This window comes from Brevundimonas aurantiaca (assembly GCF_904830995.1).
GTDB classification, from domain to species: domain Bacteria; phylum Pseudomonadota; class Alphaproteobacteria; order Caulobacterales; family Caulobacteraceae; genus Brevundimonas; species Brevundimonas aurantiaca.
Genome location: NZ_CAJGVD010000001.1, coordinates 2673889 through 2694527, shown reverse-complemented (window position 1 = coordinate 2694527; position 20639 = coordinate 2673889). Strand labels below are relative to the sequence as shown.

Here is a 20639-nt window from a genome sequence, read left to right as displayed (position 1 = left end):
CTGGATCATTTCGTGATCCGCTGCAGAGCGGGCGGCGTATCGTCGCAAACATCCGCCCTTCTGGAAACCCAATGCCCCCTTCAGCCGCCGTACAGACTGGTCCCCGCCTGCGGATCGCCGTCGTGGGCTCCGGCGTCTCGGCCCTGTCCTGCGCCTGGCTGCTGTCGGGCCGTCACGACGTGACCCTTTATGAGCGCGAGGATCGGCTGGGCGGCCATTCGAACACGGTCGACGTCCGTTCGGCGGAGGGCGAGACGGCGGTGGACACCGGCTTCATCGTCTTCAACGACGCCACCTATCCGAACCTGATCGCCCTGTTCGCCCATCTGGGGCTGAAGACCCAGGCCACCGACATGTCCTTCGCCGTCTCCCTGGATCAGGGGCGGTTCGAATATGCGGCGCCCGGCCTGTTCGCCCAGCGCCGCAACATGCTGCGCCCGCGCTTCTGGTCCATGCTGAGCGAGATTCTGCGCTTCTATCGCTCGGCGCCGGAAGGGCTGGCGGCCCTGGCCGACAGCGACGTGACCCTGGGCGACTATCTGAAGCGCGAGGGTTTCAGCGAAGCCTTCCGCGACGATCACCTTCTGCCCATGGCCGCCGCCATCTGGTCGTCTCCGGCCCATACGCTGCTGGACTATCCGGCTGAGTCTTTCCTGAGGTTCTGCGGCAATCACGGCCTGCTGAAACTGGTCGGCCGGCCGCTGTGGCGCACCGTGGTCGGGGGCAGCCGGGTCTATGTCCAGGAACTGGCGCGCCAGATTTCGGCCAACCAGATCGCGGCCAACCCGGCCGCCGCCGGCCGCGGCGGCGAGGGGTCGCGCCTGGGCCGGGCCGTGAGCCAAGTCCGACGGATCGAGGGCGGGGTTCTGGTTCAGGACGCGACCGGGGCGACCGAACGGTTCGACCATGTCGTCATCGGCGCCCACGCAGACCAGGCCCTGGCCATGCTGGCCCAGCCGACGGCGCGCGAACGCGAGCTGCTGGGCGCCTTCCGCTACAGCCGCAACCTGACCATATTGCACACCGACCCCGGCCTGATGCCGCGTCGGCGCCGGGCCTGGGCCTCGTGGAACTATATCGGGGCCGACGACGGCCTTTGCGTCACCTATTGGATGAACCGGCTTCAGGGCCTGCCGGGCCAGGACCTGTTCGTCACCCTGAACCCGCCCCGCCCGCCTGCGGCCGGGACGCTGCTGCGCAGCGAACTGTACGAACATCCGATCTTCGACCCGGCCGCCGTCCGGGCGCAAAAAGACCTGTGGAGCCTGCAAGGTCACGGCGGCGTCTGGTTCTGCGGGGCCCATTTCGGCGCCGGCTTCCATGAGGACGGGCTTCAGTCGGGCCTCGCCGTCGCCGAACAGCTGGGCGGGGTGCGCCGCCCCTGGACGGTCGAGAATGAGAGCGGTCGCATCCATCTGACCTCTGGCGCCGCCTCCCTGGCGCGCGTCGCGTGACGGGGGCCTCGGCCCTCTATGTCGGCGGGGTCTTTCACACCCGTCTGAGGCCCCGGCGGCATCGGCTGAAATACCGCGTCTTCTGGCTGATGCTGGACCTGGACGAGATCGACGTCCTGCACCGGCGGCTCAAGACCTTTTCGCGCGGCCGATTCAACCTGATGGGCTTTTACGACCGCGACCACGGCGACGGCTCGGGCGCCCCGCTTCGCGCCCAGATCGTCGCCCGCCTGGCCGAGGCGGGGATCGACGTCGGTTCCGGCGCGATCCGCCTCCTGACCATGCCCCGCGTGCTGGGCTTCGTCTTCAACCCGATCAGCCTCTACTACTGCCATCGGCCCGACGGGCGGCTGGCGGCCATGGTCTATGAGGTCACCAGCACCTTCGGCGAGCGCCGGTCCTATGTCCTGCCGGTCCCTGCGGCCGAGGCCGACGACGACCGGTTCCGCCAGCAGGCCGACAAACGCCTCTATGTCTCGCCCTTCATGGGGATGGAGATGGACTATGTCTTCCGGGGCCGCCCGCCCGGCGAGACCCTGAGCCTGGCGATCGACGGCCGCGACGCCCAGGGCCTGTTGATCGCCACCGCCATGACCGGCCGCCGTCACCCCCTGACCGACCGCGCCCTGGTGGCCGCCGCCCTGTCCATGCCGCTGCTGACGCTGAAGGTCGTCGCCGCCATCCATTGGGAGGCGCTGAAACTGTGGCTGAAACGCACCCCCCTGACCCGCAAGCCGGCGCCCGAGCCGGGGGTTCTGGTGCTTTAGAGCCTGATCCGTTGAGGAGGAACCGCTTCGCGGTTCCGCTGAAACGGTGAATCAGGCTCCAGATTTAAAGCGAGAGCATGATTCACGCTTCTGTCGGAACCGCGAAGCGGTTCCGTCCGAAACGATCATGCTCTAGCGCGGTCGGTCGATGATCAGACGCGCTTTGACGCCACAGCGCCCGGCTCATAGGGGGCGGGCTGGGCGTTGGGCTTGACGTCGCCGACGACGGTCCTGGCCTTGTCCGACAGGTCCAGTTTCGAACTGGGCGTCTCGCCGAACAGCTGAAGCACCAGGGCGGTCCAGGACGGCGCCGAGGTGTCGGCCATCATCCACAGCTTCTCCACCTCGGCGTACTTGGGATCGGCCTTGACCGCCGGGTCCGTCTTGGCCTTCGCCATGAAGTCCCGGACCTTGGAAACAGCAGAGATGTTGCTCTTCCAACTCTCGACGTCGCCGTACCGTCTCATCCCCCCCGAGAAAACCGGGTTGATGTCGTTGTCATATATCAGCCTCTGATCTTCTTCAGAGTATTTGCTCAGAACTTCGACCTGAGCCTCACCCAGTCGGCCGTCTTGATTGAGGGCGATGACCTCATCGTGATAGTTCTTCGACAATGTATCGACGCGCTTTCCGTATGCGCTTTGATCCACGATATCCAGGATGGGCGACACCAACTGGTTGTTGCTCGCCGGACCTGCAAAGGCGCCGTCGATGATCATGCGCCGCACCGCAACATAAGCCTTCTGTTTCGCCTCCACATTGGTCTTGCCGTCGCCGTCGGCGATGATCGCCGCCAAACCGCGCAGCTTCTCCAGATTCTCCGCCAGCTTCGGCGTCATCGGAGGCGCCGCCGTTGAGGAGGCGCCGGCGGCGGGGGTCGAGGCAGGATTGAGGGCGTCGGTCATTGGAGCGGCTCTTGATGTCGGAGGAAGGGATCAGACGCGCTTTGACGCCACTGCGCCCGGCTCATAGGGGGCGGGCTGGGTGTTGGGCTTGACGTCGCCGACGACGGTCCTGGCCTTGTCCGACAGGTCCAGTTTCGAACTGGGCGTCTCGCCGAACAGTTGCAGCACCAGGGCGGTCCAGGACGGCGCGGAGGTGTCGGCCATCATCCACAGCTTCTCCACCTCGGCGTACTTGGGATCGGCCTTGACCGCCGGGTCCGTCTTGGCCTTCGCCATGAAGTCCTGAACCTTGGACAGGGCCTCCATATTCTTCTTCCAGCTGTCGAGGTCGGCGTACTGCCGAGAGCCGTCTCCGTATGTGGGACTTAAAATGAAATCGAATATGATCTGCTGGTCTTCTGATGAGTATGAATTAACGAATTTCACCTCGTCCGCAGGACTGAGGTCTAAGTTCATCATTTCAGTTCTTATAGAATCTATTTTCTTTCTGAACTCGCTGTTGCTGATCTTAAGATATATCGGCGTCGTCTCCGTACCTGACCCCTTGAACTTTCCGTCGAGAAACATCCGGCGCTCCTCCAGAGCCGCCGCATGCTTGGCCTGTGTGGTGACGTTCCCGCTCTCATCCGTAATGATCGCGGCGAGGGTCCGCAGCCGCTCCATGTTCTGCGCGAGATTTGGCGCGGCGTCGGATTTGGGCGCGGCGGCCGAGGCCGCAGCCGAAGGCGGTTTGGGATTGAGGGCGTCGGTCATGGCGGGCTTCCCTGAAGGAGAAAGCGATCGCAGATTGCGATCTCTTCCCTTTTAAGACGTAAACCGATCAGAGACCGGAGACCTTGGCGTCGGCGTAGTATCGGCCGGTCGACGCATTGGTCGATGTGGGCTCGAAGGTGCAGACCGCCGTGGTGTTCTCGCCATAGGGGGTGGCGGTGAAGCGGAACGACCAGACGCCCTTGGACGACAGGGTCATCGTGGTGGTGAAGGTGTTGCATCGAGGGCCCGCTTTCCCTGGCCCTGGGCCGAGGCGGCCCCGCGACGGCCGGCCGGCGATCAGGGCGGCGCCTGAAACAAGCAAACGACGCATGTGACGACATCCGCATTGCAGACGGATCAGCTCCGTCGGCCAAGTACAGCCACAACCTGAGGGATTCTAAAAGCTCAGATGTCGATGCAAAAACCCTTAGCAGGCACAACCTACGGGCGCTTCAACTTAAAAAAATTCTGAGTTGCGGTGCTAAATCCTTTTCCGCCCTGGGGACGCCGCCCGCACACGGCGTGCCGGGCGCCTCACGACGGGCGGACGGCGCGTCGTGCAGAGGCGTCGGGGTCCAGGGGCGCGATCGGAGGATGGGCGGGAAACTGGAGCGGGCGATGGGAATCGAACCCACGACATTCAGCTTGGGAAGCGGGCCGCTACCCTTGCCGTTCAATACGATGCGGGAAAAACCGCCCCATCGCTCCCTTATTGAGATCAAAGGCTTATCGGCACCTGGAAAAATCCGCAAGCAATCCCGGGCGACACTTTTCCCCAGGCTAGCCTGACCTATCCGACGAAAACCGCTTGCGCGTAAGAAGCGCGTAACTGTGTTTGGTTTCGAATCACTCGACCCGTGTCATAGTCGCCCGGCTCGAGGCTGCTCGGGCCTTGAGCGACGGTGACGGTTGTTCGTCGCGCTTGAGCACAGGAGTTGCCCGATGAGCAAAATCGGACGCAGCGCCAGGACCGGACGTTTCGTTCCGGTCGATGTCGCCCGGCGGAAGCCCTCGACCCACGTGGTTGAAACGGTGAAGCCGGGCCCCAAGAAGGGCAAGTAAGCCCTTCGCGGGTCGGAAGGGCCGCTAGCGATATGCAGCGGGCCTGACGAACGGAGGGAGAGACGGTTCCACGGTACCAGCCAAAGGAAACCTTCTCCCCTCCACCTTCGTCACGTACGTGACTTCCCCTGTTGTGATCTGCGCCGCGTTCGTTGGCAAGGCGTGACGCGTGCCTAGAATAGCCCCAGCTGCGCCGCCGCCGGCGCCAACTCCACGCCCTTCCCGATCAACAACTCCGCCGCCGTTGACGCCTTGTCCCCGCCGGCGACCGAGTACGTCGTCTTCACCGCCTCTACCTCCGCCCAGGCGTACATCTCGCGGATCTCCGGCCGGTCGTTGATCGACAGCAGGAACCGACCGGCGATCCCCTGCAGCTTGTCCGCCATCCGCTGGAAATCGTCGCGCGAGAACATGCCGGCGCCGTAGTCGCCCTCCCCGCCCCAGTACGGCGGATCGAGATAGAACAGCGTCCCCGGCCGGTCGTACCGGGTGATGAAGGCCAGCCAGTCCAGGTTCTCGATCACCACCCCGGCCATGCGGTCGTGCAGCTGGCGAATCCGGGGCTCGATCTTGGTCAGGTCGAAGTTGTGGGGGCTGCTGGGGCTGACCCCGAACGACCGCCCCGCCACCCTACCGCCGAAGCCCAGGGTCTGGAGATACAGGAACCGGGCGGCCCGTTCGATGTCCAGCAAATCCGCGTCGGGCGTCTCGCGCAGCCTTTCGAACTCGGCCCGCGCCGCCGGCCGCCAGGCCAGTTCGCGGATCAGGGCCTCGGGGAAGCGCTGCGCCACGCGAAACAGGGTGACGACGTCGCCGCTCAGGTCGTTGATCACCTCGACGGGCGGCCGAACCCGCCGCCGCAGAAACACCCCGCCCATGCCGATGAAGGGCTCGGCATAGGCGTCGTGCGGCGTGGCGGCCAGCACCTGACAGATGCGGCGAGCCAGGTTCCGCTTGCCGCCCAGCCAGGCGGCCGGCGGCTCGCACGGCGCCACGGGCCGCTGGGTGACGATGAGAACATTACGAGAACAATTCATTTGCGGAGTCGCCTTTCGCACGGTTAGGAGTCCCCGGCTCGCGTGAGCGGGGGCGGCGATCGACCGGGCGGCCGATCGGTCCTGGTCGTGCGGGGTTCGGCCCGCAGATCGGCGCGCGGCAACGCGCCGATCCCGCCCCGGACGTGGAGCGGAATGAATGGAGGAGGAACGGATGAAGACCGACGAACCGGGTTCGCCTCGAACCCTTTCTCTCTACGAGCGCCTGCAGCTGATCGCCGAACTGGACGCGCGCACCGGCTGCCCGCCGCCGCATCCGGATTTGCCGCCGACGCCGGCGCCGGGGTCGAACGTGGTCTATCTGCACCCGGCCGAGAACGCCCGCCTGATCGCTGACGCCGCCAGGCTGGGTCTGCTGTCGCCGGCGACGTGATCCCGCGATGCACCGTCGGCGAGCTGATAGATGAGGGAATCCGGACCACGCGCCACTGTGAGTGCTGCGGCGACTTCGCCGACGTCGATCTGCAGCGCATCGCCGCCGTTAAGGGGCGCGACTTCTCCCTGGCCGATCGCCTGCCGTTCTGCACCAACGGCGATTGTTTGGGCATGATCCGGTTTCAGATCCACCGGGGCCTTCGCGCCCAATGGCTGCTGACCCCAGAAGGGGCCGCGCGGTTTCAGGCGCACAGCGACTGGCTGTTCACCTATCGACAGGTCCAAAGCCGCCGCGCGGCCCAGAGAGCGGCGCGACGGACTCCACAAACCTGACGCGCCGTGTCAGCGTTCGCCCATGTGCAACCTCTATCGCCAGCGCACCGGCCCCCAGGCCATCATGGACATGGCAAAGGCCATGACGTCCTCGGTCGGCAACCTGGCGCCGGGCGACGTCTATCCTGATTACGCCGCGCCGATCGTCCGGAATGATGCGAACGGCGTGCGCGAACTGGCCCTGGCCCGCTGGGGCATGCCGTCGTCGTCCAGGGCCGTCTATGAGGCGGCGACCAAGCGCGCGGACAAGCTGCGCGCCAAGGGCGCCGAGTTCGACTTTCAGGAGCTGCTGAAGAGGGAGCCGGACAGCGGCACGACCAATGTCCGCAACACTGCCTCGGCCCATTGGAAACGCTGGCTGGAGCCGGCCCACCGCTGCCTTGTCCCCTTCACCGCCTTCAGCGAGCCCGGCCGCGACGCCGCCGGCAAATACCGGCCGATCTGGTTCAAGCTGGCGGTCGAAGACCCAGAGCCCCTGGCCTTCTTCGCCGGCATCCACCTTCAGGGATGGCAGGGGGTGCGCAAGATCAAGACCGGCTGGGAATCCGCCGACCTCTTCGCCTTCCTGACGACCGATCCCAGCGAGCCGGTGAAGTCGGTTCACCCCAAGGCAATGCCGGTGATCCTGACGCAGCCGGATGAGATCGAGGCGTGGATGACGGCGCCGTGGTCACAGGCGCAGCGGCTTCAGCGGGCGCTGCCGGACGGAGCGCTGGCGGCGCTAAGATAAAAACCTAAAGAGACCTGAAATATCGCCAGTACCAATTCTTTCCTGCAACAGCGCATACGGCTCGCCTGAGCGCTTGCCCGTCAGCCTCGATCTCATCGGGAGACGCGAGAGAGGCGTCGCCCTCACACGGGTCAAACTTGGCCAGATGACGAGAGAACAGCGCAAGGCAGGTGGCAACGTTTGCGTACCCCGGCCGAGTTCCCATAAGGCGCTTCAAATTTCGCCCCAGCCTGTACCGACGTTCAAAGAGGGAGGCAGTGTCGGTGGACCCGGCCTCCAACCCGCCGCCCCGAACCTTTGCAAGGCCCACGGCGCTGTCGATTAAGTCGTCCAAACGGCCGAGTTCTGCGTCTACCGCCACCATGAAGCGTCTGGCGTAGGCGTGTCCAATGCCCATCAAGAGACTGACCGTGCCTCCCGTCAGCGCGCCAGTCAGTGCTCCACCCAGGCTATCGGCCAACTTTCAGTGCACCAAGCCTGCGTCGCGCACGTACTCCTTCACCTCATCGATGTAGGACGGATCATCGTCGGACTTGATTTTGACCTGCTGCAAGATCCGCTCCACCTCGAGGCCGGCGCGCACCAACCCTCCGAAGGCTTCTTCTAGGAACGAGGGGGACAGGCCGCTCGTCCCATCAAGATCCACCTCAACAGATTGGCCCGCTTTCAGCAGAGGCAGAAGCACATCGTCTCGGAAGGCCTCGCCGCTGAATTTTCCTTGCGACCGATACCGCCCATAAGGGAAGCGCGTGAAATCACTCGCGACTTTGATCACTTTGGCCATCATCTCCCGTGGACTCCGCATTCTCAGCCGGCCCAGCTACACGCCAGATAATGAGCGTACCTGGGAATGTATAGCCCAAAGGCAGCGCGAAAGCTTGAGGTTCCGTTGCTCCACCCTTCACAAAATCGAGGAGATAGAGCCCCTTCCCGCTGAAAATCCGAAACTCGCCCTCACCAGCCAGCTCGATTAGGCTGATCATAGAGGCGATGCCTTTGCCGTGCTGGGCCTTCTTTGTGCGGGTTCGGCGCTCGTCTACTACCGCTTGAAGAATCTGGTGATCGCGAGCCACGGCGGTACCGACGACCGCCGACAAGCGGCTTGCCAGTGCTTCCCCCATGCTCTTTGGGGCCGTAGCGGGGATTCCGACGCCGTGATCCAGAGCGAAGAAGTAGGCTTCGTGGTTCTTGTGATCGACCAGGCCGGCGATCCACCATCGCCCTGCAAGAGGCGAAACCCCTGCCTCGTTGGCGTAAGCATGCATCTGCACATTGCCCAGCGCCTCGTTGAGAGCCGAGTGAACTCGCTTTGCAAAATTGTCGTCCTCGAAAACCTTGTTCGCGAGCTCGGCGACCTCGTGAGCGTCGGCAGCGATGGTTTCGTCAGACCCTAATCCCGAGCGTATTTGAATCGCCTGTGGTGCCCTCTCCGTCACAGGCGGCCGGTTCATCTTCAGATGCTCATAGAATCCCATCGCATAGAGCATCGCCCTCGCTTTCTTGTTCAAGGGATCTAACCCGTTGATCGAGTCAGGATGCAGTTGCTGACACCGCTCAATCTCTGCGGCCAACATCATACAAGCTAGAGACGAAATCTTCGAACAAGGACTGAGATCTACGATGACCTTCCGACCGCGTAGGCTGACCTCACGCCGTATCTTCGCTAGATAGGTGCATAGCCGGTGCAGATTGGTATCTGCCCACGACAGATCGCGTGGAGCAGGAAGGATGACCCACCCCGCCTCCATTGCGTTGTTGAGAAAGCGCTGGCCGTCTGGTGTGGGAAGTACTTTCGGCAGATTAAGCCGATGCTTCCACCGTAGATTCCTACGAGCGCGGCGCTGGTGATATAGTTTCTGCGTCGGGCTCAGGCGCCGCATCTGGCTCTCGGCAAATCGACTCCACACGACTCAAGGAAGATTGTGGGTTGATAACCCATCAATCCCTTTAGTCCAACCGCAAGGATTGAACCGACGGCCTCGTAAAGCCATGCCGCGAGCCGAGGACAAGGCGGGGGTTCGCCCCTACCCGCTCACAACGAATAATAGATCCGGTAGAACACCCCCGCATCCTGGGAGAAACGGATGGCGACGTCGGCGGCGGCGGCCTCGCTGCCGAACTGGCCGATCACTTCGCCGTCGGCCGTCAGCCGACCGTTGCGGGTGATCCAGAACTCGATGGTTTGTGCGTTTTCCATGAGCCGACCATCGCTCCGCTCGCGACCACAGTCCAGCGTCGAAAGCGAAATAAATACCGGAAAACGGTCAAAATGCTTGAATGAATACCGGAAACCGGTCATACAGAGCGTGTCAGCAATCCCGCTGACGAAAGCAGGGAGAACCAGATGAGCTTGCACCTCAAACTGGTCCTCCGCTGGATCGGACTTAGACTGACCGTCAAGTTCCGAATGTAGCGGAAAGGGGTCGCCTCCGAAAGGGGGCGGCCCTGATCCTCAGCCGCTGAAGGAGTGGACTATGAGCGTTCAGGAAATGAAAGACCTTCGGGAGCGCGCCCGCCTGACCCAGGCCCAGATGGCCGAGCGCATGGGCCTGGGCAAGACCGCCTATGTCGACCTGGAACTGGGCGACGACGACTGGAAGAAGTTCAAGCATCGGCACCAGCTGGCGTTGGAACGCGCGTCTCTGTCGCTGGCGGTGGAACGCGGCGATATCAGCCTTGCCCTTCCGTCGGCGCGGCGCGATGCGCTCGCCTTGGCGCGGCTGATCACCGACGCCGCCCCGTCGCCCGCCAGCTTCACCCGCTGGCTTTTCGACCAAGCCGACCGAGACGATCCGGTCGGCGACCTGGCGCGGGACGCCAAGGCCGACCCCGACTTTCCGGACGGGACGCCGGGCGACTGCCTCGACTATCTTTCCCAGCCCCGCTTCAGCGCGGGGCGCAAGGCCCTGATGGAAGCCCTGGACGAATATCTGCCCTGAACGCTGAAGAGCGCCGCCGCCCCTGCGGGCGACGGCGCTCGTTGAGTCTAGCCCGGCCGGGGCGGCGGCTGGGGAGGCGGCTCACATCGCTCCGCCGCGACCGCCGCCCGCTCCCATCCCTCACGGCCCCAGGCCCGCGCCTCGGCGTCGCTGGTCAGGTGATCGCGGATGGCGTCCGCCTCGGCCGCCGTCACCGGCTGGACGATCGAACCTTCCACCGGCGGCTCCGCCTTCAGCGGCGCGCACAGGCGCGGGTCCGTCGCCCTCGCCGCCCGCGGGACGATCGGCTCAGTCGGCAGGCTGGAGCGCCCGCCGCAGCTCGCCAGGATCAACGAGGCTGCGCACAGGACAACGGGTCTCATCATAGGTCGGCTCCTTGGTGACGATGCGTTCGATGACGCGGGAGGATTGACGGGCCTGGGCCACGCGGGCGTCGCACTGGGCGGCCAGTTGATCGGTCGCCATGCGGCTGTTCTGGCGTTCGTCGCGACGGATGCCCTCGGCGGCGAGGAAGCTGGCCATCCAGCCGCGCGCATGGGCCTCCCACGCCTTGGCGGCGGCGGCCTTGGCGTCGCGGTCGGACTCCAGACGGGCGTAGCGGGCGGCCGGGCCGACGAGCGGCGTCCAGGTCCAAAGCAGGGCGCCGACGACGGCGGCGAGCGCCCAGGGGGCGACGACGGTGAGAGCCGCGCGGATCATCGGACCAACTCGAAGTGCGGACCATCGGTGAAGGCCTTCTTTCCGGCCCTGCGCCGCTCGGCGCCATAGGCGGCCACCGCCCGTTCCATGTCGTCAGGCGCGGCGCCCTTGATCTGCGACAGTTCCTGCCAGCAGCCGCCCCACCGGATGCGCACGTTCAGATCCGCCGCCGCGCGCTTCGCGGCCGCCGCGATCACATAGATTGGCCCCCATTCCCAACGCAGCTTTCCGTTGATGAACGGCACCAGGTCCACGGCATGGCCCCAGCCGTCAGCTTGCTTGCGGTGCAGGCTGTTCATGGTCTGAGACGCGCCGGTGCGGACATATTCCCGTTGTTCGGCCTCGGTTCTCAGCCCGTCGTGGACGCTGAAATCCTGCGTCGAATATTTGAGCGTCAACTCGACGAACCGCACGACGTCGGGGTGAACCCCGTTCAATTCGGCGCGCGACTTCGCGCCTAGGACAAAGGCCATGGTGGACTCTCCGGTTTCAGATGAAGGCATCAGCGGGCAGACCGCGTTCTCGCCGTCCGGCCATCCGGCCGGGCAGGGACGCAGCCTGCACCAGAAGGGGTTCAGTGGCGGGGGATAGAAGGCGCGCGGGCACCAGGTCCGCCCGTGCGCCCAGATGTTCAGCGCCTCGCTGTCCAGCGGCTTGAACCGCTGCCGGCGCCCTTTCGGCCAGTCGTAGATGAACGGCGTTTCGTCTTCCAAACCGCCCCACGCCGCCTAGTGACGCCGTGTCAGGCGTGACTTGTGGTCGTGATGTGCCGCATCTATGGTTGTCGCGAAAGACGGGGGTTCTACGATGTCGGTTCTGCTTGTCGTCAACCTGGATTTGGCTCGCCTCGCCGCCTTCGCTCACGCTTTCGGCGCACTTCCTGACCACGTGACGCCCGACGAACTGGTTCAGGGTCTGCGACTGGCGAACCTCAGCGCTTGGAGCGACCGATATCCCAACCGTCACCCCGGCGGAGCGACGCCGTCGATCGACCTGGATGCGGCGCTGGAGGCGCTCGATAGCGGCCCCGACCCCATGGCCGTGCTGCGGACCGCGCGCGAGCTTCTCTACAACTGCGACCTGGCGCACGACCCTGAGCTGACGTCGATCCTGAGCCGGATCATCGATCGCGCCGCCGCCGAGCGGCTGAGGCGCCTCTCATGAAGCCTCAGAACGACAACAGGCGGTCACGGACCTGGGCTGCCGTCCTGGGCGGCGCGGCTCTGTGGCTGGCGATCGCCATCGGCGCCTTCGCCATCGCCCGAATCCTCGCCTGACGCGCACGCCGTTCGCGAACGGGGTTCGTCAGTCGCCCGTCTCGACCGTCAGCCCGGCCGGACCGGCCTTGGCCTCGACCCGCTTCAGCCCGCCGGACGCCAGCCGGAAGACGACGACGCCCAGGATGGCGACCAGAGCCCCGGCGATCCAGGCCAGAGCCTGAACCCGGACGGCGGCGACCTCATCGGGCCATTCAGGCAGGCCCAGCCAGCGCCAGGCCGGGGCCGACGCCAGGGCCGCCACGATCGACATGATCATGACCGACAGGGCCGGCCCGGCCCAGGCCAGCATCTTGACCGCCGCTTCCGGCGGCCGGGCGACGACCGAGGCGGCCTCGGGCGTGTCGGCCCCCTTGGTCGCGGCGGCGACGGCCTCCATGGCCTTGGCGGCTTCCGGGTCGGTCATGGCTTTCTCCTGCGGCGGGGCGGGACGACGGAGGCGGTCCCGGCGGCTGGGTCTATGGCGGTGAAGGCGCCCGGCTGCGTCGCGTCCGACAGGTCGTAGCCGTTCTTGCGCAGAATGCTCTCCAGGCTCAGCGACCGTTGCTGCTCCTGACGCAGTTCGCCCTCCAGCCGCTGGATCTCCTGGCGCAGGCCGTCCACCTCTTCGCGCAGGCCCGCGACGGTGTTCTCCGCCGCCTTGTTCAGCGCCTCCTGAAGCTGGGCCGCCGCGCCCAGGATGGCGGCCTGGCCCGGCCGGCGACCGTTCAGCCAGGCCCAGAAGCCGGTGATCCCGGCGCCGCCGCCGGCCGCGACCAACAGTTCCACGATGTCGCGGGCGCGTTCGGGCATCTTGCCTCCAAAGGATCAGGCGGTAGGGAACCGATCGGGACGGGCGGGCGCTTCCCGGTCATGGACATGACATGGAACTGATCTGGCTCGGCATAGGCGCGGTGATCTTGGCGGGCGCCCTGTTTGCGGTGTCCGGACGGATCGAGGGATGGGGCAAGCCCGCTCACTTCACCGACAAGGACGCCGACGGCGAGCCCGACGAACCCGACGGCCCGGCGAAGGACCTCTAGCCCCTCGACGCCGTTCGGGCGGTCAGGCTGGGGACATATCAGACGGCGAACTGGGCTCTGCCGCCGCCGTCTTCAGCCGGTCGATCTCGGCGGCGATCAGGCTCGGCACGCCCTCCGTGACGGTCAGCCAGTTTCGGGCGTGACTGGCGGCCGGGTCCGGCAACCCCTCGGCGGCGATCCGCGCCGCCGCCACGTCGCCCGCCGCTATGGCGTCGGCGAATGCCTGAACCTTCGCCAGTTGACGGCCGGCGATCTCGCGCTTGATGGCTGCAGCCTGGTCAAGAGCGGCTTGCGCCTCGGTCGCCAGTTCTTCATCAGTTTTGGTCGGGGTCATGGTCTGTCTCCAATCGACGGAAAATGTGTCAGGGCGGGCTCACACCCTCGATGGCCCTGGCGGTTCTTTGACGAAGGGCGGCAGGTCGGGCCAGACGACATCGGCGGCCGATACCTGGCTCTGCGGCAAATCCCGCAGCCTCGCGCGATAGGTTTTCAGCGTCTCCGTCTGCGTCTCATCCAGCCGGTCGCCGGTCAGATAGGCGTCGGTCAGGGCCAACAGGCGGTCGCGTTCAGCGCGCACCGGCGCCCAGTGATGGTCCGTGCGCTTGCTGACAATCAGCTTCATGGCGTCAGCTCCATCGTCGTCTCGAAATCCAAGTAGGGCCATTTGGAGACCCGGACGGAATAGGCGCCTGCGTCGACGGCCTCCAGCGTCACCGCTAACGGGGCGTCCTCGACCACAAAAACCGAATCCACCGCCACCGTTGCGCCTGCCGGCAGGTTCGAAAGCGTAGCGCCCGTCACCGCCACATCCATCTCAGGGCGCGGCGTGACCACCCGCCCAACCATGTCCACATAGCAGCCGATGACGTCGGCCTGGGGCTCGTCGTGATAGTTGAAATCCGCCTGCTCGGCCTCCAGCGCCGAATAGGTCTCTTCCAGTTCGGGCGGATAGGGGTCGTCGACGGTGTACTGGATGCGGCCCTGCTGGTCATAGACCACGATCATCAGGCGTCTCCCATCTTGGCGAAGAAAACGGTGTAGCGGATCGTCACGTCCCCAAGGCTTGAGTTGCCCCAGCGAGTGCACCTCAGCCGGTCGCGCATGGGCCAGACATAGAAGCCCCGGTCGGTCGTCTCGACGTCGGGCTCCATGTACCGCCAGCTTTCGGAGTTGGCGTAGGAGGCGAAAGCCTCGCCCGGCAGCAGCAACCAATGGGCGATGACCAGTGGAATGTAGCCCAGGTCGTAGGGATAGAGGATGGTCTGCCCGTTATAGGAGCCGTTGCCGTCCTCGGCGTAGGCGGCCAGGGTCGCCGTCCCCGTCATGAAGACGCCGAGGTTCTGATAGCCCTCATGCAGGATGAAGTTGTCCGGACTGGTCGCGGAGGCCGAGCCGACGTCCACCCCCGGCTTGCTGATGCGAAAGACGCCCGGCTCGACCCTGATACGCTCCACCACCTCAGTTGCTCCGCGACGAAAAGACGATGTAGCGAAAGATCATCGGCTGACTGCCGGGACGGGCGAAGGGCCACCAGGTGTTGATGCACTCGGCGTTGAACGTCAGCTGATAGGTCGATGGGTTCCAGGCCCAGTCGGCATAGTCCTTGGGATTGGCGTTTGTGACGCCGCTGAACCACAGAGACCCGACCCTCTGCCCCGACAGCGGATCGACTACTCCATTGCCCGCCTGGTCCGACACCCGATTGATGAAGCCGCAGAAGATGATCGGCTCATAGTCGATGGCCGGCAGCTGCACCGTCTGGTTCTCGACCCGTGTCCGCGAGTTGGACGAAGAAAAGAACGAGGTCACCGATCCGGCCATCAGGATGCGGGTGCTGGCGAGATCGGAATCGAACATCATCTGGGCGCGGTCGCCGGTCAGAGCGTCCACCCCCGGCTTGCTGATGCGGGCGGCCCACTGCCCTGACCCCAGATCGCCCATCACGAGTCGCCGCGTCATACTCAAGCTCCCCCCTCTCAAGCCCCAGGCGTCTTGAAGACCACATAGCGGCAGTCGTAGTTGATGCCCGGCAGCCGCCCGTTCTGCTGGGCGTCGAAGAACAGGCTGGAGGCCGTCACTCGGCAGAAGGGGTGAAACATGAACCGCAGATCGTTGTAGTTCAGGTTCATGTACTGAACCGACGATCGGATCGTCCCGTTGTCGTCCCGCCGGGCCACCAGATAGACCATGGGCACATAGGGCAGGGCCGGAAACGAAACCGTCTTGCCGCCGCCGTCGAAAACACTGGTCACGATGCCGGTCTGGTGGATGACGCAACCGTTGGCCCAGCGCGACGAAAAGGCCATCTGATTGAGGGCGGCGGAATCGACATCCACGCCGGGCAGGCTGATGTCGATCCCCCAGGCGCCGGTGCTCAACAGGCCGATTGCGTTGCGCTTAACCATCGTACATCGACAGTCGCGAGCCGGTCATCTCGATCCGTGCGCCAGAGGCGGCGGAGCGGATCGTCACCGCGTTTGACCCGACGTTGATATCCACGGCGCCGTCGATCTTCGCGCGACCGTCCGCGACGCTGACGACCTCGATCCAACCCCCGTCCACCGGGTTCCACACACCGATCCGCTTGCCGCCCAGGTTGACGGCCGAGGTGACGTTTCCGTTGTCATCCAACGCCATCATTTCGGCGAAGGCCTCGGCGCTTCCTGCGATGACGCGCTTCTGCGCCCAAGCCGTCTGGCGCCCCTGAACGGTCGCCAGGGCCCCTTCGCTGCTGATGACGCGGGCGGCCAGATCTCGCGCCGTCGCGCCATCGGTCCAACCGGCGGCGACCGAGCCCGTGTTCAGCATGATCCGGCTGACGAAGGCGTTCAGAGGATTGCCGTTGGCGTATCCGGGCTTGACGACGACGACCTTGAGATAGACGCAGTCGCTTCGCGTGGTGAAGGTGGTCGACTTTCGCGTCACCCAATCGACGCTGGTGAAGTTGGTGAATCCCAGGCCGTCGCCCTCGGCGATGTAGTTTCCATTCACGTCGAACTGCGAACAGTAGAATCCGACCGCCCCCGGCGCTGCACCGCCGTCGCCGTTCCAGGAGAGGGTGTAGGTCGCGTTGCCGTAGACCCGGACCAGGTCCGAAATCAGATAGTAGGCTTGGCCGTCGTTCCCACCAAGAGCCCCGGCCAGTGAGCCGTACGCCGGGTCGTAAAAGGTGGTCCACAGCGCAGCGGCGCCGCCGGAGGTCCAGTACCGCATGCCCTGGCTGAAATCGGAGTTCCGAAGCAGGTTCGGTAGCACCGTGGCCTTGGCCTCAAGGACGCCTTGCCGCACGGACAGGGCCGCCGTCTCCGAGGCGCGCACCATCTCCTCATTCGTCATCCGGGCGTGGATCGTGCCGTAACCGTTGCGCGCGACGCCGGTCTCGATCTCGCCGGCCGTCGCGGGCCTGACCAGGCATTTTGTAAAGGTGACCGACTTCGCCACGGCGGCGGCGGAGTAGCCGTTCCAGAAGGCCATGGCGAAGGGCACGAAGATCTTGGTCCCGGCCGTCGCCTTGATCAGGACGGCGTATCGATAGACCTGCCCGACCACACCGGCGCCGGCCGCGCCGCCGGTCACGGTCTGGTCGCCTGCGCAGTTGATGTTTGTGGAACCGATAATGTTCCCGGCGCCGTCGATATGCTGCAGGTGCATGCCCGCGCCGATCAGCGAGCCGCTGTCGAGGCGCACCGTCAGCTCCTGGACATACCAGCCGTCGCCCTGCACCGTGCCCAGCGCCCCAACGCCGGACGGCTGATAAACGCCTCTGTTCGCGCTCTCGGCCGAGCCGCCGCCGGCCACCGTCAGAAACAGACCGTTGTCGCTCTCTATGCCCGCCCGCTTGTTGTCGCCCCCGTTGGCGGCGCCGAACCAGTCCTGCCAGCCCGGCGGCAGTTGACCGTTGGTCCAGCCTTGCGAAAAGACCGGGTTCAGGTTCATGGCCTGACCGAAGCCCAGGCGCGCGGACAGGGCGGCCGATGCGCCCGCCGAGGCGCTGGCCCCAGTCGCCGTGTCGGCGGCGCCCACGGCCGTCGTACGCGCCGCTTCCGCCAAAGCGCGTTCGGTCGCCGCCGCCGCCCGCGCCACCTCAGCCGCCGACGCCTTTTGACCCGCCTCATCGGCCTTGGCGCTGGCGGTCTGGGCCGAGGACTGAGAGGCCGCCGCCGCCGTCTCGCTGCCCTGACGCGCGGTCTGAGAGGCCACGGCCTGGGCGGCGCTCTCGTTCTTGGCGTCGATTGCCCCCTGTTTCGCGGTCTCAGCCAGGGCGCGTGCCGTGTCCGCCGCCGCCGCGCTCACGGCCGCCGCCGAGGTCTGGCCATAGGTGGCGATCAACCCCTGCACATCGACCACAATGTCATCGATGCGCTTCACGACCGGACTGCCCGGCCCCAGATCCCCCGCCACGACGCCGGACGTCGAGACCGTGATCCAGTTCGACGGCAGGACGGGCCGCGAGGGATCGCCGATGGGAACCAGGCGACACTCCAGCGACGCCTTCGGCGCCACCCCGTTCGTCGCCACCATGATCCCGTCGTTGACCGCCTCGGTCCGGGTCGGGGCGATTTCCGTCTCTCCGACCCGGCGAACCTCGGCCCGAATGGCAAGAACCGCCGCATCGACCGGCGCGTCCCAGCGCAGCCGAACCGCCGGCAGGGCGCTGTCCTCGCCCGGCAGGGTGATCGCCTCCGCCGTGACGCCGCTCAGCGCCAGAGCGTCGATGGGGACCGGCGCCGGGGGTGGCGTCACCACGGCCTCGACCGGATCGGGCACGCCGTATGCGGACGAGGCGATCTCGCGCAGCGTCAGATACAGCCGCCAGTTTTCGGGCTGGCGATAGGCTTCGATCCGGTAACGGACCGTCGCCCCCTTGTGCCGGCGGGCGCTCTGCCAGGCGATCCAGTCGCCTTCTTCCAACCCCGCGAACCGGGGCGGCAGGACGATGTTGCCGCGCCGCTCCAGCCGGGCCAGACGACGGGCGATCTCGGTCACCCGCAGCGACTGCTTGACCTCGGTCACCAGCGCCAAAGACAGGGTCGATGGGCGCGGCCCGCCGTCCGCCTGTATGTCGCTCAGATCGCGCAGGACCGGCGCGCTGTGATCCTTCCACCCCAGCAGGGGCTCGATATAGCGGCCGATGAAGGTGTTCAGCCGCCCCCCGTCCTGGTCGCCCAGGAAGCGCGAGAAACCGACCTTCTCGCCCGTCACCAGGTCCGCGTCGGTTATGGTGGCGACGACGGCCTTGGCCTGCCCCGCCTCCACGTCCACCGTGCCCTCGCGCTGGACGATCTGCCCGGCCATGGCGGCGGCGAACATGCCGTCAACTTCGATGAAGGGCTGGGACGCCGAGATCACGCCGTCGGCGCAGTATCGGGCCACCCCGTCCACCAATTCGTCGCACAGATTGGCGTCGGCGATCACCCGGTCGGCCGGCGCCTCTTCCTCGCTCAGACCGCGCCCGATCAGCAGATATGCCGGATCGCCGTGGTGGCCTTCGGCGAAGATCCCGCGCGTATAGGCGTAGCGCAGCAGTTTGGCGTTGCGGCTGAACCGGTGGCTGGACCGATCCGCCCAGGTCTGGGGGTTGGGCCCCGTATAGCCGAACTGGGGGTCGAAACGGGGATCATAGACGCGCAGGCCCCGCAGCACGAACCGGAACTCCGGATGCCCCTGGGGCCAGACCTTGTCGTCCACATACCAGTCGATCCAGATGTGGGTGACGCCGCACAGGCGGTCGGTCGCGGTCCAGCCGCCGTTCTGCTGCACGTGCAGCGGCGGCTCATAGCCGTCGGGCGAAGCATTGCGGAAGTGAAAGCTCAGCTTGTTGCTGAACGCCGCCTGCTGCCCTTCCCCGACCCAGGGGTAATAGACCTCATTGACGTAGAAGCCCTCGATCCCGTCGATGGCGTGGTCCGCCAGGGCGACGCAGCGCGTGACCTTGTCCGTGCCGTACTGACCGCCGAAGTTGAAGACGTCGATCAGCGACCCCGCCGTGCAGACCCGTCCCAGCACCGCTTCACGCGGCGTCTCCCCCAGCGTGAGCGTCAGAATGCTGGCCTGCCGGGCCTGGGCGTCGCCCTTGCGGCCCATGCCCGCCACCTGGCGAAAACCGTCCATGACCAGGCCGGCGTTGCCGGTCATGAAGCCGACCACCGCCTTGGCCGTGCCGACGATGCCGTCCTTGCCGCCGGCGGCGGGGAAAATCCACTTCGCGACCTTGGACATCAGGCGATGGTCCAGGCCTTCAGCAGGGCGTGGCGCGGCAGGCGGTAATAGCCCCGCTCGCTCAGACCCACGACCGTCTCGCCTTCGATCAGGACCAGGGCGTCGCCGGACGTTAGCCCGCCGTCGCCGCGCTGGGCTAGGGTGATCGGGATTTCGGTCATGATGCGGCTGACCGCCGCGTCCAGCCCGCCGGCCCGCCGCAGCACCCGCGCCGCCCCCAGTTCCGTCGTCCAGCGCCCGGCGAACCGATCCAGCGGCGCCACCCCGGTGACGGCCGCGACGCCGGCCGAGAAGAAGCGGGCGCAGTCATGCGTCCGGGGCTCCGCCCCATAGCCGAAGGTCCAGTCGGCGCGCGCCTCCAGGAACGCGATCAGGGCATGCGGATCACGCGACACGGAACACCCCCTTGGTCATCAGCGACAGGGCGGCGGCCTGGCTGGCGCTGACGCCGCCCAGGGCCGTTCCCGCCCGCTCAGGCGGCTTGCCGCCGGCATAGATGGTCTTTTCGCCGGCGTAGGAGACGCGGCTCAGCCCGGTGTCGGTCGCGCTGATCAGCCGCTGGTCCGCATCGGTCCGCATCCGTTCCGAACGGCGACCCTGTCCGCGCGCGGCGCCCTCGATATTGATCGTCAGCGTCGATGCGCCGCCGATCTGATCCTCCAGAGGGGCGGTGTCCACTCGGCCTCTCAGGTGCACCCGTGCGTCCAGCAGACGCGCGCCCGTGCTGTTGAACACCAGCCGCCACAGGATGACCGGCAGGCCGCGCAGACTGTCCAGGTCCAGCTGTCCGGCCACATCCGCATCGATGCCGGACAGCGTCAGACTGATCCCCTGTTCGGCGCCCCCCAGCGCCCCGGCCGCCACCCCCGCCAGGGCGCGTTCGCCGATGCCGATGAAGGCCCGGCTCACGCCGTTGACCGAAAAGGCCAAGGGACCGTCGCCGCTCCAAAGGCCGATCTGATCATCGCCGCCGAACCAGGCCGCGCCCGAAACCAGGGCCGTCCCCGCCTCGATCTCGGCGACGGCCTCCGCACTGTAGATCTTCATGG

General features: G+C 66.1%; 29 protein-coding genes. 8 read left to right on the top strand and 21 right to left on the bottom strand.

The genetic code is table 11. The features are described 5' to 3' along the window. The first annotated feature begins 71 nt into the window (after nt 1–71). Nucleotides 72–1454 carry an NAD(P)/FAD-dependent oxidoreductase gene (locus JMT67_RS13320; RefSeq protein ID WP_201463734.1) on the top strand — a complete coding sequence of 461 codons (1383 nt, stop codon included), beginning with the start codon at nt 72–74 and terminating at the stop codon, nt 1452–1454. Continuing rightward, entirely contained in the window at nt 1451–2221 is a 771-nt protein-coding gene (locus JMT67_RS13315; RefSeq protein WP_183217790.1) for a DUF1365 domain-containing protein, read from the top strand. The genes JMT67_RS13320 and JMT67_RS13315 overlap by 4 nt, the downstream gene beginning before the upstream one ends. Before the next feature lie 152 nt (nt 2222–2373). Here the strand turns inward: JMT67_RS13315 and JMT67_RS13310 are convergent, their stop codons facing one another. The 4 genes from JMT67_RS13310 to JMT67_RS13295 all read right to left on the bottom strand — a co-directional run bounded on the left by JMT67_RS13310 (nt 2374) and on the right by JMT67_RS13295 (nt 5978). Next, nucleotides 2374–3126, bottom strand: coding sequence for a hypothetical protein (locus JMT67_RS13310; protein ID WP_201463733.1), 753 nt, complete (start codon nt 3124–3126; stop codon nt 2374–2376). Nucleotides 3127–3156: 30 nt separating this feature from the next. Continuing rightward, nucleotides 3157–3879 (bottom strand): hypothetical protein, encoded by a 723-nt coding sequence (locus tag JMT67_RS13305; protein WP_201463732.1) that lies wholly within the window; start codon nt 3877–3879, stop codon nt 3157–3159. 67 nt (nt 3880–3946) lie between these two features. Then, the gene (locus tag JMT67_RS13300) at nt 3947–4210 is read right to left on the bottom strand and encodes a hypothetical protein (RefSeq protein WP_152949508.1); all 264 of its coding nucleotides are present in this window, start codon (nt 4208–4210) and stop codon (nt 3947–3949) included. Between the two features lie 904 nt (nt 4211–5114). Continuing rightward, a complete protein-coding gene (locus JMT67_RS13295) occupies nt 5115–5978 on the bottom strand; it encodes a DNA adenine methylase (protein WP_201463731.1) in 864 nt (287 codons plus the stop codon). 172 nt (nt 5979–6150) lie between these two features. Between JMT67_RS13295 and JMT67_RS13290 the strand changes: the two genes are divergently transcribed. Genes JMT67_RS13290 through JMT67_RS13280 form a run of 3 tightly spaced genes read left to right on the top strand, consistent with a single transcriptional unit; the run spans nt 6151 to nt 7434 of the window. Beyond that, the gene (locus JMT67_RS13290) at nt 6151–6369 is read left to right on the top strand and encodes a hypothetical protein (protein WP_152949010.1); all 219 of its coding nucleotides are present in this window, start codon (nt 6151–6153) and stop codon (nt 6367–6369) included. Beyond that, nucleotides 6366–6704, top strand: coding sequence for a hypothetical protein (locus tag JMT67_RS13285; protein ID WP_201463730.1), 339 nt, complete (start codon nt 6366–6368; stop codon nt 6702–6704). The genes JMT67_RS13290 and JMT67_RS13285 overlap by 4 nt, the downstream gene beginning before the upstream one ends. A 22-nt stretch (nt 6705–6726) precedes the next feature. Beyond that, complete coding sequence (locus JMT67_RS13280; protein WP_201463729.1) at nt 6727–7434, top strand: SOS response-associated peptidase; 708 nt, start codon at nt 6727–6729, stop codon at nt 7432–7434. A 463-nt stretch (nt 7435–7897) separates the two neighbouring features. Here JMT67_RS13280 and JMT67_RS13275 read toward each other — a convergent pair whose 3' ends face one another. The 3 genes from JMT67_RS13275 to JMT67_RS13265 all read right to left on the bottom strand — a co-directional run bounded on the left by JMT67_RS13275 (nt 7898) and on the right by JMT67_RS13265 (nt 9790). Further along, nucleotides 7898–8218, bottom strand: a complete 321-nt coding sequence (locus JMT67_RS13275; RefSeq protein ID WP_152951017.1) for an STAS-like domain-containing protein — start codon at nt 8216–8218, stop codon at nt 7898–7900. Then, nucleotides 8190–8942 carry a hypothetical protein gene (locus JMT67_RS13270; RefSeq protein ID WP_152949013.1) on the bottom strand — a complete coding sequence of 251 codons (753 nt, stop codon included), beginning with the start codon at nt 8940–8942 and terminating at the stop codon, nt 8190–8192. Before JMT67_RS13270 ends, JMT67_RS13275 begins: the two co-directional genes overlap by 29 nt. A gap of 524 nt (nt 8943–9466) precedes the next feature. Next, the gene (locus JMT67_RS13265; protein ID WP_201463728.1) at nt 9467–9790 is read right to left on the bottom strand and encodes a hypothetical protein; all 324 of its coding nucleotides are present in this window, start codon (nt 9788–9790) and stop codon (nt 9467–9469) included. A gap of 118 nt (nt 9791–9908) precedes the next feature. Between JMT67_RS13265 and JMT67_RS13260 the strand changes: the two genes are divergently transcribed. Continuing rightward, complete coding sequence (locus JMT67_RS13260; protein ID WP_201463727.1) at nt 9909–10373, top strand: YozE family protein; 465 nt, start codon at nt 9909–9911, stop codon at nt 10371–10373. A 47-nt stretch (nt 10374–10420) separates the two neighbouring features. Here JMT67_RS13260 and JMT67_RS13255 read toward each other — a convergent pair whose 3' ends face one another. The 3 genes from JMT67_RS13255 to JMT67_RS13245 form a co-directional block, all read right to left on the bottom strand. Beyond that, nucleotides 10421–10591: a hypothetical protein gene (locus JMT67_RS13255; protein WP_201463726.1), complete on the bottom strand. Its 171-nt coding sequence runs from the start codon at nt 10589–10591 to the stop codon at nt 10421–10423. A 70-nt stretch (nt 10592–10661) separates the two neighbouring features. Continuing rightward, entirely contained in the window at nt 10662–11072 is a 411-nt protein-coding gene (locus JMT67_RS13250; RefSeq protein ID WP_201463725.1) for a hypothetical protein, read from the bottom strand. After that, a complete protein-coding gene (locus JMT67_RS13245) occupies nt 11069–11785 on the bottom strand; it encodes a M15 family metallopeptidase (RefSeq protein ID WP_233455880.1) in 717 nt (238 codons plus the stop codon). The genes JMT67_RS13250 and JMT67_RS13245 overlap by 4 nt, the downstream gene beginning before the upstream one ends. A 94-nt stretch (nt 11786–11879) precedes the next feature. Here JMT67_RS13245 and JMT67_RS13240 point away from each other — a divergent pair, with 94 nt between their 5' ends. After that, entirely contained in the window at nt 11880–12236 is a 357-nt protein-coding gene (locus tag JMT67_RS13240; protein WP_201463724.1) for a hypothetical protein, read from the top strand. Nucleotides 12237–12377: 141 nt separating this feature from the next. Here JMT67_RS13240 and JMT67_RS13235 read toward each other — a convergent pair whose 3' ends face one another. Together JMT67_RS13235 and JMT67_RS13230 are read right to left on the bottom strand one after the other, a co-directional pair. Continuing rightward, the gene (locus JMT67_RS13235; RefSeq protein ID WP_054765134.1) at nt 12378–12755 is read right to left on the bottom strand and encodes a hypothetical protein; all 378 of its coding nucleotides are present in this window, start codon (nt 12753–12755) and stop codon (nt 12378–12380) included. After that, nucleotides 12752–13141: a hypothetical protein gene (locus tag JMT67_RS13230; protein WP_054765135.1), complete on the bottom strand. Its 390-nt coding sequence runs from the start codon at nt 13139–13141 to the stop codon at nt 12752–12754. The genes JMT67_RS13235 and JMT67_RS13230 overlap by 4 nt, the downstream gene beginning before the upstream one ends. Nucleotides 13142–13212: 71 nt before the next feature. Between JMT67_RS13230 and JMT67_RS13225 the strand changes: the two genes are divergently transcribed. After that, nucleotides 13213–13371 carry a hypothetical protein gene (locus JMT67_RS13225; protein WP_201463723.1) on the top strand — a complete coding sequence of 53 codons (159 nt, stop codon included), beginning with the start codon at nt 13213–13215 and terminating at the stop codon, nt 13369–13371. Nucleotides 13372–13393: 22 nt separating this feature from the next. Here JMT67_RS13225 and JMT67_RS13220 read toward each other — a convergent pair whose 3' ends face one another. Genes JMT67_RS13220 through JMT67_RS13180 form a run of 9 tightly spaced genes read right to left on the bottom strand, consistent with a single transcriptional unit; the run spans nt 13394 to nt 20637 of the window. After that, entirely contained in the window at nt 13394–13705 is a 312-nt protein-coding gene (locus tag JMT67_RS13220; protein ID WP_201463722.1) for a hypothetical protein, read from the bottom strand. A gap of 39 nt (nt 13706–13744) precedes the next feature. After that, the gene (locus JMT67_RS13215; protein ID WP_201463721.1) at nt 13745–13993 is read right to left on the bottom strand and encodes a phage tail assembly chaperone; all 249 of its coding nucleotides are present in this window, start codon (nt 13991–13993) and stop codon (nt 13745–13747) included. Next, the gene (locus JMT67_RS13210) at nt 13990–14376 is read right to left on the bottom strand and encodes a PEGA domain-containing protein (RefSeq protein ID WP_201463720.1); all 387 of its coding nucleotides are present in this window, start codon (nt 14374–14376) and stop codon (nt 13990–13992) included. The genes JMT67_RS13215 and JMT67_RS13210 overlap by 4 nt, the downstream gene beginning before the upstream one ends. Continuing rightward, the gene (locus JMT67_RS13205; protein WP_201463719.1) at nt 14376–14825 is read right to left on the bottom strand and encodes a hypothetical protein; all 450 of its coding nucleotides are present in this window, start codon (nt 14823–14825) and stop codon (nt 14376–14378) included. The genes JMT67_RS13210 and JMT67_RS13205 overlap by 1 nt, the downstream gene beginning before the upstream one ends. Before the next feature lie 4 nt (nt 14826–14829). Then, complete coding sequence (locus JMT67_RS13200; RefSeq protein ID WP_201463718.1) at nt 14830–15330, bottom strand: hypothetical protein; 501 nt, start codon at nt 15328–15330, stop codon at nt 14830–14832. 17 nt (nt 15331–15347) lie between these two features. Next, nucleotides 15348–15776, bottom strand: a complete 429-nt coding sequence (locus JMT67_RS13195) for a hypothetical protein (RefSeq protein ID WP_201463717.1) — start codon at nt 15774–15776, stop codon at nt 15348–15350. Next, nucleotides 15769–19590, bottom strand: coding sequence for a phage tail protein (locus JMT67_RS13190; protein ID WP_201463716.1), 3822 nt, complete (start codon nt 19588–19590; stop codon nt 15769–15771). The genes JMT67_RS13195 and JMT67_RS13190 overlap by 8 nt, the downstream gene beginning before the upstream one ends. Then, the gene (locus JMT67_RS13185; RefSeq protein WP_201463715.1) at nt 19590–19985 is read right to left on the bottom strand and encodes a DUF6950 family protein; all 396 of its coding nucleotides are present in this window, start codon (nt 19983–19985) and stop codon (nt 19590–19592) included. The genes JMT67_RS13190 and JMT67_RS13185 overlap by 1 nt, the downstream gene beginning before the upstream one ends. Next, a complete protein-coding gene (locus JMT67_RS13180) occupies nt 19975–20637 on the bottom strand; it encodes a hypothetical protein (protein ID WP_201463714.1) in 663 nt (220 codons plus the stop codon). The genes JMT67_RS13185 and JMT67_RS13180 overlap by 11 nt, the downstream gene beginning before the upstream one ends. Between the last annotated feature and the right edge of the window lie 2 nt (nt 20638–20639).